We start from the raw sequence: 16322 nt of genomic DNA on the forward strand, positions 1-16322 counted from the left end.
TCCCCTCTTTGCTGTCAGCTTCCCATGACCCTTGGCGCCGATGGCTTCGCTGGCCCATGGTGGCGCCAACGCCGCAATTTCGGCCCTTCGGCCCCATAGATGATTTGACCATGACGCATCGCAGCCGCATCGCCCTGCCCGCCGCCCTGGCCCTGTCTCTGATGACCCTGGGGCCGGCCTTCTCACCGCCGGCCCTGGCCCAGACGTCCATGAGCGACCCCCTGGACGCCCGCGACGCCCGGCGGGTCGAGCGCATGGAGCAGGTGGTGCGCGAACTCCGCGCCATCGTCTTCCAGGGCCGCGACACCGGCCGCCCCGTGGTCGTCCAGCCCGCCGAGACCGATTACCGCCTCGCCGACCTGGACCGGCGGCTGAGCGATCTGGAGACGGTGCTGACCCGGATCAACGGTCAGATCGAGACCAGCAGCTTCGACCTTCGCCAAGCCACCGAGCGCAACGCCGCCCTGGAGGCCCAGATCCAGGCGCTCAGCGAACGTATCGCCACGCTGGAAGCCTATACCGGGGCGCCCATCGGCGGCGGGGGCGGCGGCACACCCCCCGGCTTCGGCGCCACCCCCGCGCCCGGTGCGAGCAGCGGCGCCGGCGGTTCGCCGCAGGCGGAGTTTGACCGCGCCCGCGGCCTGATGCTCAGCGGCGACTATGACGCCGCCGAGGCCGCCTTCGAGGGCTTCACGGCGAACCATGGCGGCTCCAATCTGGCGCCCGAGGCCAACTACTGGCTGGGCAAGACCCTGGTGGTTCGCGGCGCCGACGGCGAGGCGGCCAGCGCCTTCATCGCCGCCATCCGCGGCTGGCCGACGACGGCCTGGGCGCCGGACGCTGTGCTCGAGCTGTCCCGGTCGCTGATCGCCCTGGAGCGCAACGCCGAGGCCTGCCAGACCCTGGGCGAGCTTTCCCGCCGCTATCCCAACGCCGCGCCGTCGATCAAGTCCCGGGCGACGGCGGCCCGGACCCAGGCGCGGTGCGGCTAGCCGAGGCCGCGCCGGCCGAGAGCCACCCCGGACAGGACGCCCTGTCGCGGCGTCTGCGGCCTGACTCGCCAGCCCCCCTGGCCGTGGCCTATTCCGGCGGCGGCGACAGCCTGGCCCTCCTACTGAGCGTCCGGGCCTGGGGGCGAGCCCATCAGCGCCAGGTGGTGGCGCTTCATGTGGACCATCAACTGCAGGCCGCCTCCGACGCCTGGGCGCGCCATTGCGCTGACGTGGCCGAGCGCCTGGGCGTACCTTTCCTCAGGCTGACATGGACGGGACCAAAGCCGAACACCGGCCTGCCGGCCGCCGCCCGCGCAGCCCGCCATCGTCTGTTGGCGCAGGCCGCGCGAGACCTCGGCGCCCGGGTTCTGCTGCTGGGGCATACGGCTGATGATGTCGAGGAGGCCCGCCTGATGCGGGCGGACGGCGCCTCCGTCCCGGAGCCTCGGAGCTGGACGCCCAGTCCCGTCTGGCCCGAGGGTCGCGACCTCTTCATCCTTCGCCCCTTGCTCGGTGAGCGCAGAGCCGCCTTGCGCGCCTGGCTGGCCGATCAGGCGCTCACCTGGATCGACGATCCGGCCAATGAGAACCTGACCTATGCGCGGGCTCGGGCGAGAACAGCCCTGGCCGATGGACAGGTTCGCGACCTGCCGACGCCGCGCCATATCGACACCCGAGCGCTCGCGGCGACCGCCCGCATCCATGCTCTGGGGCTCGTTGCATGGCCGCGGGGCGAACTGGCCGCTCAACCGGTCGCCGTGGCCCAGCGGGCGCTCGCCATCGCCTGCCTGTGTGCGGCCGGCGCTGTGCAGCCACCGCGAACGGCGGCGCTGGCGAGTCTGCTGGCCCGCATCGGAACGCCGGAGGCCTTCACGGCTACCCTGGCCGGCGCCCGGATCGAGGCTGAGGCCCAGGACGTCACGATCCTGCGGGAGGCGGGCGAGGCGGCCCGGGGCGGCCTGACGGAGCAGGCGCTGATCCCGGACAGGGCTCAGGTCTGGGACGGACGTTTCGAGATCACGACCACTCGACCAGGCTTGCGGGTCCGCGCCCTCGCGGGGCTTGCGTCCAGGCTGGAGCCATCGGCGCGGCAGGAGCTCGCCGCCCTGCCCGCCCGTCTGCGCCCCGTCCTGCCGGCGGTGATCAAGGCGGACGGTCAGGTTGCCTGCCCCGTCTTGGCCCCGATCAAAGGCGTCGAAATCCGCAGCCTGATCGCCGGCCGCCTTGAGGCCGCCGCCGGCCTCGTGGAGCGAGAGCCGGCCGCCTAGAGCGACTTGAGGATGCCCTCGACCATCTTCTTGGCGTCGCCGAACAGCATCATGGTGTTGTCCCGGAAGAAGAGCTCGTTATCGACGCCGGCATAGCCCGAACTCATGCCGCGCTTCACGAACAGCACGGTGCGGGCCTTCTCCACGTCCAGGATCGGCATGCCGTAGATGGCCGAGGTCGGGTCGGTCTTGGCCGCCGGATTGGTGACGTCATTGGCCCCGATGACGAAGGCCACGTCGGCGGTGGAGAATTCCGAATTGATGTCCTCCAGCTCGAACACCTCATCATAGGAGACCCGGGCTTCGGCCAGCAGGACGTTCATATGGCCGGGCATCCGGCCAGCCACGGGGTGGATGGCGTATTTCACATCCACGCCCTCGGCCTTGAGCACGTCGCCCATCTCGCGCAGGGCGTGCTGGGCCTGGGAGACGGCCATGCCGTAGCCGGGCACGATGATCACCTTGCTGGCGTTCTTCATGATGAAGGCCGCATCCTCGGCCGAGCCCTGCTTAACCGGCCGGGTCTCCACATGGCCGCCGGCCGCGGCCGCGGAATCGTCGGCGCCGAAGCCCCCCAGGATCACCGAGACGAAGGACCGGTTCATGCCCTTACACATGATGTAGGACAGGATCGCGCCCGACGAGCCCACCAGGGCGCCGGTGATGATCAGAGTCGTGTTCTCCAGCGTGAAGCCGAGCGCCGCGGCGGCCCAGCCGGAATAGGAGTTCAGCATCGAGACGACGACGGGCATGTCGGCGCCGCCAATGGGGATGATCAGGGTGACGCCGATCAGCAGGGCGAGCGCAAAGATGCCCCAGAAGGCCCAGACCGCCGCGCCGCCGCTGGCCACCAGCACCACCACCAGGGCGACGATCCCGGCGGCGATGGCCAGGTTCAGCAGGTGGCGGGCCGGCAGCAGGATCGGCGCGCCGGACATGTTGCCGTTCAGCTTGGCGAAGGCGATCACCGAGCCGGTGAAGGTCACCGCCCCGATGGCCAGGCCGAGGGACAGCTCGATCAGCGAGATCAGGTGGATCTCGCCGGTGATGCCGATGCCATAGGCCTCGGGGGTATAGATCGCCGCCACCGCCACCAGGCAGGCGGCCATGCCCACCAGACTGTGGAAGGCCGCCACCAGCTGGGGCATGGAGGTCATCGGCACCTTGCGGGCGATGACCGCGCCGACCCCGCCGCCGATGGCGACGCCGCCGATGATCAGGGCCAGGGTCAGGGCGTCCAGCGCCCCTTGGCCCAGCAGGGTGGCCATGGCCGTGCCGACGGCGATGGCCATGCCGATCATGCCGTTGCGATTGCCCGCCCGGCTGGTCTCAGGACTGGACAGGCCCCGCAGCGCCAGGATGAACAGCACCCCGGAGACGAGATAGAGAATGGCCGCGAGATTGGCGTTCATGGTTGTGCCCCCTGAGCCCGCTCTACTTCTGCTTCTTCTTGTACATGGCGAGCATGCGCTGGGTGACCAGGAAGCCGCCGAAGATGTTCACCGCCGCCAAGGCCGCAGCCAAGGCTCCAGCGCCCTTGGAGACCATCACGCTGCCGCTCAAGGCGGCGCCCTCGGCCCCATGGGCGGCGGCGGCCAGCAGGGCGCCGACGATGATCACCGAGGAGATGGCGTTGGTCACGGCCATCAGCGGCGTGTGCAGGGCCGGCGTCACGCTCCAGACCACATAGTAGCCCACGAAGATGGCGAGCACGAAGATCGCCAGGCGGAAGACGGTGGGATCGACGGATTCCATGGGGGTCGTCCTCTCTTGATGGGGTCAGCCGGCCAGGGCGGGGTGGACCACGGCGCCGCCCCGGGTCACCAGGGCCGCCTTCAGGATCTCGTCCTCATAGTCGGGGGCGAAGGCGCCTTCCTTGTCGAGGAACAGGCCCGCAAAGGCGAACAGGTTGCGGGCATAGAGGGCCGAGGCGTCGGCGGCGATGCGGCCAGGCAGATTGGCATAGCCGACGATCTTCACGCCCCCGGTCTCCACCACCTGACCCGATACCGAGCCCTCGACATTGCCGCCCTGCTCCACGGCCAGGTCGACGAGGACCGAGCCCGGCCGCATGGAGGCCACCTGGCCGGCGCTGACCAGCCGCGGCGCCGGACGCCCCGGAATCAGGGCGGTGGTGATCACCATGTCCTGCTTACGGATGTGTTCTGAGACCAGGGCCGCCTGCTTGGCCTGGTACTCGGCGCTCATTTCCTTGGCGTAGCCCGCGGCGGTCTCGGCGGCCTTGAACTCCTCGTCCTCGACGGCGACGAACTTGGCGCCGAGGCTTTCGACCTGTTCCTTGGCGGCGGGGCGCACATCGGTGGCGGTGACCACCGCGCCCAGGCGCCGCGCCGTGGCGATGGCCTGCAGGCCGGCGACCCCCGCCCCCATGACGAAGACCTTGGCGGCGGCGACGGTGCCGGCCGCGGTCATCATCATCGGCATGACCTTGCCATAGGCGTTGGCCGCCTCCAGCACCGCCCGGTAGCCGGCCAGATTGGCCTGGGAGGACAGCACGTCCATCACCTGGGCCCGGGTGATCCGCGGCACGAACTCCATGGAAAAGGCGCTGACGCCCTTGGCCGCCAGGGCCTGCAGGGTCGCCTTGTCCTGGTGCGGATTGAGCATGCCGACCACCAGGGCGTCGGCCTTCAGGCCTGCGATCTCCTCAGGGACGGGACTACGGACCTTGAACAGGATGTCGGCCTTGGCCAGGGCTGCAGCCAGGTCGGGCGCGATCTCCGCGCCGGCCGCCTCGTAATCGCCATCGGGATAAGACGAAGCCGCCCCGGCCCCGGCCTCGACCACCACGGCGAAGCCGGCGGCGATCAGTTTCTTGACCGTATCCGGCGTGGCGGCGACGCGGGTTTCCCCGTCGCGGCGTTCCTTGGTGACGGCGATGACGGCCATGCCTGTGGTTCCCCCCGGGTCGGTCAAGCCGGCGGACCTTAGGGACGTCACAGGGGCCTTGTCCAGACGTCGATCAGCGATCTCTAAACGCGCGTTTGAATCGTTGTCGCCCGTCGCGGGCAGGCGGAGGCGCGGCCGGACCACGGCCCGCGCCGACGCCTCGGTAGGCGACAGGGGTGTGGCTAGTGCGCCGCGCCCGGCTTTTCGCGCAGGAGCACGAAGCCGACCGCCGCCAGGACCACGGCGCTGATCAGGCCGGCGAGGAAGCCGCCCGGCGTGCAGAACCAGACCGTGAACAGCAGCAGGGCGCTGGCGATCGCCAGGGAGCCCCATTTGGTCATGCCCATGAACAGGTTGTAGGTGGCCACCTGCTCCTGGATTTCCATTTCGCCGCGGTGATAGTCGGAAGCCTGTTCGCCCATGGCGGCCGGGTCTCTCTTCTTACGGAACCAGTTCGAGTGCGGTGCTACACGAGAGCGCGCGCCGGCTCAAGATGGCCAGACGGCCAGCAGGGCGCGCAGGGCGGCGATCAGGGCCAGGGGCTGATCCACCATGACGTGATGGTTGGAGTCCGGGATGGCGATCTCGATCATATCCTTGGGCAGCGGATTGGCCCGGCCGTCATGGCGCCGCGCGATCACCGGGGAAAGCTCGCCATAGATGTGGGCGATGGGGACCTCGACCTTGGGCGGCCCCTCGGTGACCAGGGCGTTCATGGCGCTGCGGTCCAGCTTGTTCCACATGGCCGGGTCGAACATCCAGGCCCAGCCCTCGCCGGAGCCATCCTCCAGCGGCGCGCGCTTCAGCGAGCGGCGGGCGATGAAGTCGGCGACGAACAGATGGCCCGGTTCCTGGGGCGGCATGAAGCGGAAGCGGGCGAGCGCGGCCTCGAGGGTCGCATAGACCCGCTTGGGTCGGTCGGTGGTGGGGATATTGCGCACCTGCTCCATGCGGCGCGCCATCTCCTCCTGCTCCCGCGGCGGCGGGCCGCCAAAGCCGGTGTCCACCAGGATGGCGGCGTGCATGCGGTCCGGATAACGGCTGGCGGCGTAGAACACCTGCGAGCCGCCGAAGGAGTGGCCGATATAGATGGGCTTGCGGCCGCCGTCATAGAGGCCGGTCGCCTTCGCCACCGCCTCGGCGTCTTCGGCGAAGTCCTGAAAGGCGTAGGACTCCCGCCAGTCCGAGGCGCCCATGCCGGCCAGCGACATCGAGGCCACCCGATAGTCCTCCGCCAGATAGGGGGCGATGAAGCTCCACCAGTCGGCATGCGCGCTGTTGCCGTGCACCAGCAGCAGGCCGGGCTTGCCCACCTCGCCCCAGGTCAGCACTTCGATCTGGCTGCCCATCGAGGTGACGAAGCTGCGCTGCGGCGCCTTGGCGATGGCGGCCTCGAACCAGGGCGGGGCCGGCGGCTTCTCGCCCTTGAACGGGGCCAGCGGCGCCTGGACCTCCGGCGGCAGTTCGCCGGGCTTGGTCTGGATGGGCCGGTCGTCGTCGAACTCGGCGGCGGCCACGGCCGGCGGCGTCTTGGTCTGGTCGGTCATGGGATCAGGCCCTCTGCGCCTGGCGGTCGCCGGGCTTGCGCTTGATGTGGCGCATCCCCTTGAACACGCCGGTGCCGGTCATCAGGGTCCGCTCGCCGCACCAGATCTTGCCGCGAACCGTGAAGATATCGTCCTGCTCGGAGATGATCTCGCTGCCGCCCTCGACCCAGTCGCCCATCTGGGCGCCGGAGAGGAAGTCGGTGGTCAGGCGCACCGTGACCCAGCCGATCTCCCGCTGGTTGGAGATCACCCGCCCCCAGGCCATGTCGGCGAAGCTCATCAGCATGCCGCCGTGGCAGTTGTTCATGCCGTTGGCGTGATGCTCCTCCACCCGGAAGGCCATGATCTCGTTATTGGCCTCGTCCCGCTTGGAATAGAAGGGGCCGACCGTGCGGCCAAAGCCACGCTGCCAGAGGTTGATCACATAGCCGTCCGGAATGACGGCGGTCTGGACGGGGGTCAGATCATCGGACATGCCCTGCTGACTAACGCCCGTTTGAAAAATGACAAGGCTTCAGGCGAGATTAGGCCGCTCCCGCGCGATCAGGGCGCCAGGGTGCGAGCCTCCAGTTCAGCCTCGCCCGAAAGCGTCACAGTCTGGGCGTCCGACTGCAGGCTGACGGCCACCGCGCCCCCGTCGATCCGCCAGCCGGGCAGGCTCACATCATAGGCCGCCAGCAGACGCGGATCGGCGGTGATCTCCACCTCCCGCCGCTCGCCAGGCGCCAGGGCGACCCGGGTCCAGCCGATGAGCCGCAGGCCAGACTGACCATCCGCGCCTTTGACCCGCGCATAGAGCTGGGGTGTGTCCACCCCGGCGCGATCGCCGACATTGGCCACGCTGAACCGCGCCCGCACGCTCGCCCCGCCCTGCAGGCGCAGGTTCTCATGGGCGAAGCGCGTGTAGGAGAGCCCGAAGCCGAACGGAAACAGCGGCGACGTCTGCTGGCGGTCGAACCAGCGGTAGCCGACGGCCGCGCCTTCGGGATGGGGCACGGAGAACCGCCCCTTGTGCTGCTGCACGTCCGGATAGGAGGTGGGGATGGTGGCCCCCTCCACCGGCGGACCGAAGATCATGCCGGGGATTTCGGGCCGCACGAGGTCGTCTGTAGAACGGGGGAAGCTGATCGGCAGGCGCCCCGAAGGCTCGGCCTCGCCAAACAGCAACCGGGCGATGGCCTCGCCGCCGCGGGCGCCGGGATACCAGGCCTGAAGGACGGCGGCGGCGTCATCGAGCCAGGGCATGGTGACCGGGCCGCCGGTCTCCAGCACCACGACGGTCTTTTCGTTGGCCGAGGCGACGGCGGCGATCAGGGTGTGCTGGTCGCCGGGCAGGGCCAGGGTCGGCAAGTCCTCGGCCTCGGTGGTCCATTGCTCGGCGAAGACCACCGCGACATCGGCGTCGGCGGCGATGGCCATGGCGGCGGCGAGGTCGCGCCCGTCGGCATAGGTCACCAGGCCCGCGCGCCGGCCGATGGCCGCGAGCGGCGAGGAGGGATGATAGGTGATCCGCGAAAAGGCCGAGGACGGGCCGATGGTCACCGGGATCTCCAGGGCTGCGCCCCCCACCGGGATCACCTGGGACGAGCCGCCGCCCGACAGTACGCCCACATCGGCATGGCCGCCGATCACCGCCACCTTCAGACGGGGCGCCAGGGGCAGCAGGCCCTGGTTCCTGAGCAGGACGAGGCCGGCCTCGGCGGCGGCCTGGGCCACCTGCGCATGGGCCTCATAGTCGATCTCTTCCCGCTCGACCGGCCGGTCGAGAACGCCGTGGGCGATCAGGCTGCGCAGGATCCGGCGGACCATGTCGGTCAGCCGCTCGAAGGACACCTCGCCCTCCTGCACCGCGGTCTTCAGGAGGTCGCCGAAATAGACCTGTTTATCCAGCTGCTCGCCGGACTCCTGGTCCAGGCCGCCGAGCGCCGCCTTGGTCGTGGAATGGCAGCCGCCCCAGTCCGACATCACCCAGCCGGGATAGGCCCAGTCGCCCTTCAGGACGCGGTTCAGCAGGAAGTCGTTCTCGCCGCACCAGTCGCCGCCCAGGCGGTTATAGGCGCTCATCACCGAGCCCGGCTGGCCCCGCTCGATGCCGATCTGGAAGGCCAGCAGGTCGCTTTCGCGCAAGCCCCCCTCGTCGATCTGCACATCGACCACGTGGCGGCAGGTCTCCTGGTCGTTGATCGCGAAGTGCTTGATCGTGCAGACGATGTCATTGGACTGGGCGCCGGCGATGGCCTCGCCCGCCAGGACGCCGGCCAGCAGCGGGTCTTCGCCGAGATATTCGAAATTCCGGCCGCAGCGGGGGTCCCGCGTCAGGTTGACCCCGCCGCCCAGCAGGATATTGAACCCCTTGGCCCGGGCCTCGGCCCCGACCATGGCGCCGGCCCGGCGGGCGAGATCGGGGTCCCAGGTGGAGGCGAGCGCCAGGCCCGACGGCAGGGCGGTGGCGCCGTCGCCTGCACGCACCTTGCGAGGGTTGGCCACGCCCAGGCTGGCGTCGGTGGCGTTCTGCGGGGGAATCCCCAGGCGCGCCACGCCCGGCACATAGCCGGCCCCTCGCGCCGCGTCGGCCGGAACCTCGTCCAGCAGGTTGGGCATCGGCCCATGAACCAGGCCGATCATCTCGTCCAGGGTCAGCTCGGCGATCAGCAGGTCAGCCCGCTCGTCGGGCGAGCGGGCGGCGTCCATCCACGGCCGGGTGTCGGCTTGGCTCATCTTCAGGTTCCTCCCCACGCGCGGGTCTTCCCGTCGCGCTGCTTTAAGTCCCGGACGTCAAGGCCGGCTGGCCTCAGACCAGGGCTTCGAACTCGTCCACCAGCCGCTCCATCTGGGTCATGCCCGCCGCCCAGAAGGCCTTTTCCCGCGGGTTGAGGCCGAACGGCGCCAGGGCCTCCACATAGGTCCGCGAGCCGCCGGCGGCGAGCAGGTCCTCATAGAGGGGCGCAAAGCCCTTAGGGTCCTCCCGGCGCTTCTCCATCAGGCCCCGCACCAGCAGGTCGCCGAAGGCGTAGGCGTAGACATAGAAGGGCGCGTGGGCGAAGTGGCTGACATAGGCCCACTAGTGCTCATAGCCGGCGTTCAGCTTGATGGCCGGCCCCAGGCTTTCGCCCATCACCTCCATCCAGATCGCCGAGATCTCGTCGGTGGAGACCTCGCCCTGCTGGCGGGCGGCGTGGAAGCGGGTCTCGAACTTGTGGAAGGCGATCTGCCGGACCACCGTGTTCAGCCCGTCCTCGATCTTGCCGGCCAGTAGGCCGCGGCGCTCCTCGTCGGTGGCGCCGGCCATCAGGCGTTCGAACACCAGGCCTTCGCCAAAGATCGAGGCGGTCTCGGCCAGGGTCAGGGGCGTGTCGGCCAGCAGGGTGCCGAGCGGCGCGCACAGGGTCTGGTGCACCGCATGGCCGAGCTCATGGGCCAGGGTGAGCACGTCGCGGCGCTCGCCCATATAGTTCATGAACACATAGGGATGGCGGTCGGCGCTGACCGGGTGGGAATAGGCGCCCGACTGCTTGCCGGCCCGGGGGCGGGCGTCGATCCAGGGCTGGGTGAAGAAGGTCTGGGCGGTGTCGGCGAACCGCGGCGCGAGCGCCGAGAAGGACTCCAGCACTATCTCCTGGGCCTGCGGCCATGTGTAGGTTCGCGGCGCGCTGGCGTCCAAGGGGGCGTTGCGGTCCCAGTAGTCCAGGGTCTTGCGGCCCATGACCTTGGCCTTCAGGGCGTAGTAGCGATGACTGACGGTGGGATAGGCCTCGGTGACCGCCTCCACCAGGGCTTCAACCGCGTCGGCGTCCACCTCATTGGCCATATGGCGCGAGGCGGCCGGCTGCGGATACTTCCGCCAGCGATCCTCCACCTGCTTCTCATAGGCCAGGGTGTTGAGGCAGAGGGCCAGGGTCGAGGTGCGGTCCTCCAGCGCCTTGGCCAGACCCTGGGCGGCCTGCTTTCGCCGGGCGCCGTCGGGGTCCGACAGCCGGTTCAGGGTCTCGGGCAGGGTCAGGGTCTCTGACCCCACCTTGGCGGTCAGCTTGGCCAGGGTTTCGTCGAACAGGCGCATCCAGTTGGCGACGCCCGGCCCCCGGTCGATCATCAGCCGTTCGAGGTCGGCGCTCAGCTCATGTGGTCGCGACAGGCGCACCCGCCGCAGCCAGGGCAGCCAGCGCTTGGCCGGGGCGTGGGCGGCCAGGGCGGCGTCCAGCTCGGCCTCGTCCAGTTCGTTGATCTCGAGGGTGAAGAACAGGGTCTCGGCGCCGATCTGGGCGGCCTTGCCCCGGAAGTCGGCCTCGAACTTCGACCAGGCCGGATTGTCCCGCGCCGTGCTGGCCGACAGGGAGGCATAGGCGCCGACCCCATAGAGGGCGTTGGTTCCCACCTCATAGAGGGCGATGGTCTCGTCCAGACGACGCCCCAGGGTTTCCGGCTCGCCGCGGGCGGCCACCAGCTGGCCCTTATAGGCCAGCAGATCGGCGGCCGCCTTGCGGGCCTTGTCCAGGTCAGCCTCGATCTGCGGATCGTCGCGACCGGCATAGAGGTCGTCGAGGCGCCATTCGGGCAGGGTGTCGGTCTTCACGGGTGCGTTCATGGGGGCGATCTAAGCACGCCCAGGGCCCGCCGCCACCTCCCCTTGGCCCAAGAATCTACAGGCGGGTGGTCGCCAGCAGGATCGAGGTCTCGGTGGCGGCGATGCCGGGGATGCGGCGGATCTCATCCAGGGCGGCGCTGAAGGCGGCCAGGCTGTCGGTGTCCAGCTCGGCCACCAGGTCCCAGCGGCCGTTGGTGGTGTGGACCGCCACCACCTCGGCGAAGCCCTGCAGGGCGCGCACGACCCGCGGGCCGCCCTCCCCTTCCACCGAGATGGTCATGACCGCCCGCACCCTCTGGGCCTCCACATCTGGGCGAGTGCGCACGGTGAAGCCCTGGATCACCCCGCGCTGGCGCATCTTGTCGATCCGGTTCTGCACCGTGCCACGGGAGACCTTCAGGCGCTCGGCCAGGGCCGCCACCGAGGTCCGGGCGTCGGCGCGCAGCAGGGCCAGGAGCTGGCGGTCGATCTCATCCATCTCAGATCGCCACCTTGAGCTGTCAAATCGGCAGAATTCTCCGCATATACTACAAGTCCTGCGCCTTTTCGCTAGCGCCGCCGTGTCCCACCCTTCGTCGCACCCACGACATTCTGAGGGAGGCGCGCATGGCGACCCCGCACTATCTGATGACCGATCCGGCGCATTTCGAGGTGTGCTACCAGATCAATCCCTGGATGGACCCCGCCGTCTGGCGGGCCGACGCCAGCGCCTGCGCCCGGGCCGCCGCCGGCTCCGACGCCCTGCGCCACGCCATCGAGGCGGCCGGCGGCAAGGTCGAGATGATCCCCGCCGAGGCCGGCCTGCCCGACCTCGTCTTCCCCGCCAATGCGGCCACCGTGCTGGACGGCCGCGCCCTGATGGCCCGCTTCGCCCATTCCGAGCGCCGCGGTGAGGAAGCGCCCTTCCTGGCCGCCTTCCACGCCCTGCGCGACCGGGGCGTGCTGCGCGAGGTGGCCGAGCTTCCCCCCGGGGTCATCCACGAAGGCGCCGGCGACGCCCTGTGGGACGCCGCCCGCGGCTGGTTCTGGGGCGGCCATGGGCAGCGCTCGACCCTGGCGGGCCTCGAGGCCCATGCGGATTTCTTCGGCCAGGAGGTGGTGGCCCTGGAGCTCGCCACCCCGCACTTCTACCACCTCGACACCTGCATGCGCCCGCTGGACGGCGGCCACATCCTCTATTACCCGCCGGCCTTCACCGATCAGGCCCTGAAGACCCTGCGCGAGCGGGTGGCGCCCGACCTGCTGATCGAGGCCGACCGGGCGGCGGCCGAGGCGCTCTGCGTCAATGCGGTGAACCTGGGCGACACCGTGATCATGGCCAAGGCCCCGCCGACCCTGCGCGCGGCCCTGGAGGCGCGCGGTTATCGCCTCGTCGAGGTCGATCTCTCCCCCTTCATCATGTCCGGCGGCGCGGCCTTCTGCATGAGCCTGCGCCTGGACCTTTCCTCTCACCCCAAACCCGCCCTCGCGGCGGCCGAATGAGGCTTCCCATGACCGACCACGCCGTTCTCGACCGTCCCGCCCTGTCCACCCCGCAGGACTATATCGCCGCCGAGGCGCGCCTGGGCGCGCGCAACTACAAGCCGCTCGACGTGGTGCTGAGCCGCGGCGAGGGGGTCTATGTCTGGGACGTCGAGGGCAAGCGCTACCTGGACGGGCTCTCGGCCTATTCGGCGGTCAACCAGGGCCATTGCCACCCGAAGATCCTGGCCGCCATGACCGAGCAGGCCGGCAAGCTGACCCTGACCAGCCGGGCCTTTCGCAACGACCAGCTGGCCCTCTTCTATGAGGAAATCTGCGCCCTGACCGGCTCCCATCGCGCCCTGCCGATGAACTCCGGCGCCGAGGCCGTGGAAAGCGCCCTGAAGGTGGCCCGCAAGTGGGGCTATGAGGTCAAGGGCGTGCCGGCCGGCCAGGCCGAGATCATCGTCTGTTCGGAGAACTTCCACGGCCGGACCCTGGCGATCGTCGGCTTCTCCACCGACGCGCAGGCCCGCGGCGGCTTTGGCCCCTTCGCGCCGGGCTTCAAGGTCGTGCCCTTCGGCGATGCGGCGGCCCTGGAGGCGGCCATCACCCCCAACACCGTCGCCTTCCTGGTGGAGCCGATCCAGGGCGAGGCCGGCGTCATCATCCCGCCGGCCGGCTATCTGAAGACCGCCCGGGAGCTCTGCACCCGCCATAACGTCGTCCTGATCCTGGATGAGATCCAGACCGGCCTGGGCCGCACCGGCAAGCTGCTGGCCGAGGAGCATGAGGGGATCGAGGCCGACCTCACCCTGGTGGGCAAGGCCCTGTCGGGCGGCTTCTATCCGGTCTCGGCCGTGCTTTCGAACGACGCGGTCCTGGGCGTGCTGAAGCCCGGCGAGCACGGCTCCACCTTCGGCGGCAATCCGCTGGCCTGCGCGGTGGCCCGCGCCGCCCTGAAGGTGCTGGTGGAAGAGGACATGATCGGCAACGCCGCCCGTGTCGGCGATCGCCTGCAGGCGTCCCTGGCCTCCATCCGCCACGACGCCATCAAGCAGGTCCGCGGCCGGGGCCTGATGCTGGCGGTCGAGCTGCATGCCGAGGCCGGCGGCGCCCGGCGGGTCTGCGAGAACCTCCAGCGCCGCGGCCTGCTGTGCAAGGAGACCCACGAGCACACCATCCGCATCGCCCCGCCCCTGGTGCTGACGCCGGCCCAGGCCGACTGGATCGCCGAGCAGTTCGAGGCCGCCCTGCGCGACCCGGCCTAACGGCAGGGCGTCCCAACGCGATCCTGGGTCAAGGCGCCCAGGATCGCAGGCTCCCTCTATTTCGCGCCGGCCGCGACCTTGGGCGGTGTCGCCCCCTTGCGGGCCTCGGTCAGCACATAGGCGCGGATGTTCTCGGCGTCGACGTCCGACAGGTAGCGCGAGAAGCCGACCATGCCCCGGGAGGCGAGCGCCCCATAGAGCACCACCGAGGACCAGTTCTCGTCTGAGAGCAGCATCTGCGAGCGCTTCAGGTCCGGCAGGTAGCGGCCCGAGGCGTTGGCGCCGTGGCAGACCTGGCAGTACTGCTGGAAGCTGGCGAAGCCCGCCGTCGCATTCCCCCGTGAGCTCACCCCCGTCAGGTCCAGCGGCTCGACCTGTGGCAGGTCATAGGCCGGCGCGGTCGCCGCGCCCCCGAGCTTGAAGACCAGAAGCCGGCCGGGCAGGCGCGAGCGGTCGGGCAGCAGGGCCGGCGAGGACAGGGCGCCGGCCCCGCCATAGCCCACCATCAGGGCCACATACTGCTCGCCGTCGATCTCATAAGTGGACGGCGGGGCGATCACCCCGTTCACCGTCTCATAGGACCAGAGCTTGGCGCCGGTGGCCGCGTCATAGGCCGAGAAGGTCCCCTCGGCGGCGCCTTGGAAGACCAGGCCTCCGGCCGTGGTCAGGACGCCCGCATTCCAGAAGAAGGGATGCTCGACGGTCCAGCGCGCCTTCTGGGCCACCGGGTCCCAGGCGATCAGCTGGCCCTTCACCATGGCCTTCAGCCCCGCCAGCTGGGCGGCGTCATCGGGCAGGGCGTTGGCCAGGAAGTCCGTGCCGACATTCCAGGCGCCGGGCTGATGGCGGTAGCCGGCCTCGTTCACATAGGCGAAGGGCACGACCTGAGCCGGGATATAGACCAGCCCCGTCTGCGGATTGAACGCCATGGGGTGCCAGTTGTGCGCCCCGAACGGCGCGGGGATCTGCAGGGAGGGGGCGTCGCGATAGCGGGCGCCCGGCGCCTCGATGGGTCGGCCGGTGGCCTTGTCGACGCCGGTGGCCCAGGTGATCGGCACATAGGGTTCGGCCGAGATCAGCTCGCCGGTCGCCCGGTCCAGCACATAGAAGAAGCCGTTCTTGGGCGCCTGCATCAGCACCTGGCGCGTCTGGCCCTCGATGGTCAGGTCCGACAGGATGATGTGCTGGGTGGCCGTATAGTCCCAGCTCTCGCCCGGCGTGGTCTGATAGTGCCAGACGTACTGGCCGGTGTCGGGCTTCAGGGCGAGGATGGACGAGACAAACAGGTTGTCGCCCTTGCCGTCCGAGCGCTTCCCGTGGTTCCAGGGCGTGCCGTTGCCGACCCCCACATAGAGGAGGTCGAGCTTGGGGTCATAGGCCATGGCGTCCCAGACCGTGGCGCCGCCGCCGGTGGCCTTCCAGCCCTCGCCAAACCAGGTGCCGGCCGCCTTCTCCGCCAGGATGGCGTCCGAAGCCGCCCCGTCGGGCTGGCCATCGGGATTGGGGGCGGTGAAGAAGCGCCAGATCAGGGCCCCGGTTTCGGCGTCATAGGCCGACAGATAGCCGCGCACCCCGTATTCCGCGCCGCCATTGCCGATCAGCACCTTGCCCTTGATGACCCGCGGCGCGCCGGTGATGGTGTAGGGCTTGGCGGTATCGGTGGTCTGGACCGACCAGGCCTCGGCGCCGGTGTCGGCGTCGAGCGCGATCAGGCGACCGTCGAGGGCGCCCACATAGACCTTGCCGCCCCAGACCGCGACCCCACGATTGACCACGTCGCAGCAGGCGTCGAAGGCCTTTTCGCCGGCGACCTTGGGGTCATAGGACCATTTCAGCGCACCCGTGGCGGCGTCAAAGGCGTAGACCTTGGACCAGGCCGTGGTGGTGTAGAGCACCCCGTCCTTGACGATGGGGGTCGCCTCCTGGCCGCGGTCGGTGTCGAATTCGTAGGACCAGGCCAAGCCCAGCTCGCGCACCGACTCGGTGTTGATCTGGGTCAGCGGGCTGAACCGCTGCTCTGAATAGGACCGGCCATAGGACAGCCACTCGGCGTTGGTCTCGGCGGCCTCGAGCCGCGCCTGATCGACGTCCCGAGGGCCGGCCGCCTCCTGGCAGGCGCTGAGCAGACCCACGCAGGCGAGCGCGATCAGGGTGAACTTGAATGTCATGTCGGCCCTCCCCGGCCTGGCCGCGTCTCCGGCCTTCAGGCTTCACTATGGCGCGCTCTCGACCTCAGGCAATCCCGCAGCCGATCTTGGTCGGCCAGGGCCCGCCTCCGGCCAGGATCAAGG

General features: G+C 69.8%; 13 protein-coding genes and 1 pseudogene. 4 read left to right on the forward strand and 10 right to left on the reverse strand.

Going from position 1 to position 16322, the window contains the following annotated elements; genetic code table 11:
• Positions 1 to 110: 110 nt before the first annotated feature.
• Both ybgF and tilS read left to right on the forward strand, forming a co-directional pair.
• A complete protein-coding gene (gene ybgF, locus Q7S93_RS06360) occupies positions 111 to 992 on the forward strand; it encodes a tol-pal system protein YbgF (protein ID WP_304712901.1) in 882 nt (293 codons plus the stop codon).
• On the forward strand, positions 983 to 2260 hold the full coding sequence (gene tilS, locus Q7S93_RS06365; RefSeq protein ID WP_304712902.1) for a tRNA lysidine(34) synthetase TilS: 1278 nt from the start codon (positions 983 to 985) through the stop codon (positions 2258 to 2260). Before ybgF ends, tilS begins: the two co-directional genes overlap by 10 nt.
• On the opposite strand, the gene Q7S93_RS06370 is transcribed toward tilS, so the two are convergent.
• The 9 genes and pseudogenes from Q7S93_RS06370 to Q7S93_RS06410 all read right to left on the reverse strand — a co-directional run bounded on the left by Q7S93_RS06370 (position 2257) and on the right by Q7S93_RS06410 (position 11777).
• Positions 2257 to 3672 carry an NAD(P)(+) transhydrogenase (Re/Si-specific) subunit beta gene (locus Q7S93_RS06370; protein WP_304712903.1) on the reverse strand — a complete coding sequence of 472 codons (1416 nt, stop codon included), beginning with the start codon at positions 3670 to 3672 and terminating at the stop codon, positions 2257 to 2259. The genes tilS and Q7S93_RS06370 overlap by 4 nt on opposite strands.
• A gap of 22 nt (positions 3673 to 3694) precedes the next feature.
• Positions 3695 to 4015 carry a proton-translocating transhydrogenase family protein gene (locus Q7S93_RS06375; RefSeq protein ID WP_304712904.1) on the reverse strand — a complete coding sequence of 107 codons (321 nt, stop codon included), beginning with the start codon at positions 4013 to 4015 and terminating at the stop codon, positions 3695 to 3697.
• Positions 4016 to 4039: 24 nt separating this feature from the next.
• The gene (locus tag Q7S93_RS06380; RefSeq protein WP_304712905.1) at positions 4040 to 5170 is read right to left on the reverse strand and encodes a Re/Si-specific NAD(P)(+) transhydrogenase subunit alpha; all 1131 of its coding nucleotides are present in this window, start codon (positions 5168 to 5170) and stop codon (positions 4040 to 4042) included.
• 182 nt (positions 5171 to 5352) lie between these two features.
• A complete protein-coding gene (locus tag Q7S93_RS06385) occupies positions 5353 to 5592 on the reverse strand; it encodes an aa3-type cytochrome c oxidase subunit IV (RefSeq protein ID WP_304712906.1) in 240 nt (79 codons plus the stop codon).
• Between the two features lie 66 nt (positions 5593 to 5658).
• Positions 5659 to 6717, reverse strand: a complete 1059-nt coding sequence (locus tag Q7S93_RS06390) for an alpha/beta fold hydrolase (RefSeq protein ID WP_304712907.1) — start codon at positions 6715 to 6717, stop codon at positions 5659 to 5661.
• A gap of 4 nt (positions 6718 to 6721) precedes the next feature.
• Positions 6722 to 7192, reverse strand: coding sequence for a PaaI family thioesterase (locus tag Q7S93_RS06395; RefSeq protein ID WP_304712908.1), 471 nt, complete (start codon positions 7190 to 7192; stop codon positions 6722 to 6724).
• A 68-nt stretch (positions 7193 to 7260) separates the two neighbouring features.
• Positions 7261 to 9435: a beta-glucosidase gene (locus Q7S93_RS06400; protein ID WP_304712909.1), complete on the reverse strand. Its 2175-nt coding sequence runs from the start codon at positions 9433 to 9435 to the stop codon at positions 7261 to 7263.
• A gap of 73 nt (positions 9436 to 9508) precedes the next feature.
• A pseudogene (locus tag Q7S93_RS06405) lies at positions 9509 to 11299 on the reverse strand (M3 family oligoendopeptidase).
• Positions 11300 to 11354: 55 nt separating this feature from the next.
• A complete protein-coding gene (locus tag Q7S93_RS06410; RefSeq protein WP_304712910.1) occupies positions 11355 to 11777 on the reverse strand; it encodes an Lrp/AsnC family transcriptional regulator in 423 nt (140 codons plus the stop codon).
• Between the two features lie 128 nt (positions 11778 to 11905).
• On the opposite strand from Q7S93_RS06410, the gene Q7S93_RS06415 reads away from it, so the two are divergent.
• Together Q7S93_RS06415 and rocD are read left to right on the forward strand one after the other, a co-directional pair.
• A complete protein-coding gene (locus Q7S93_RS06415; RefSeq protein WP_304712911.1) occupies positions 11906 to 12781 on the forward strand; it encodes a dimethylarginine dimethylaminohydrolase family protein in 876 nt (291 codons plus the stop codon).
• Positions 12782 to 12789: 8 nt separating this feature from the next.
• Positions 12790 to 14031, forward strand: coding sequence for an ornithine--oxo-acid transaminase (gene rocD, locus Q7S93_RS06420; RefSeq protein ID WP_304712912.1), 1242 nt, complete (start codon positions 12790 to 12792; stop codon positions 14029 to 14031).
• Between the two features lie 56 nt (positions 14032 to 14087).
• Here rocD and Q7S93_RS06425 read toward each other — a convergent pair whose 3' ends face one another.
• Positions 14088 to 16199: a PQQ-dependent dehydrogenase, methanol/ethanol family gene (locus Q7S93_RS06425; protein ID WP_304712913.1), complete on the reverse strand. Its 2112-nt coding sequence runs from the start codon at positions 16197 to 16199 to the stop codon at positions 14088 to 14090.
• Positions 16200 to 16322: the final 123 nt, after the last annotated feature.

This window comes from Phenylobacterium sp. (genome assembly GCF_030646615.1).
In the GTDB taxonomy this organism is placed as follows: domain Bacteria; phylum Pseudomonadota; class Alphaproteobacteria; order Caulobacterales; family Caulobacteraceae; genus Phenylobacterium.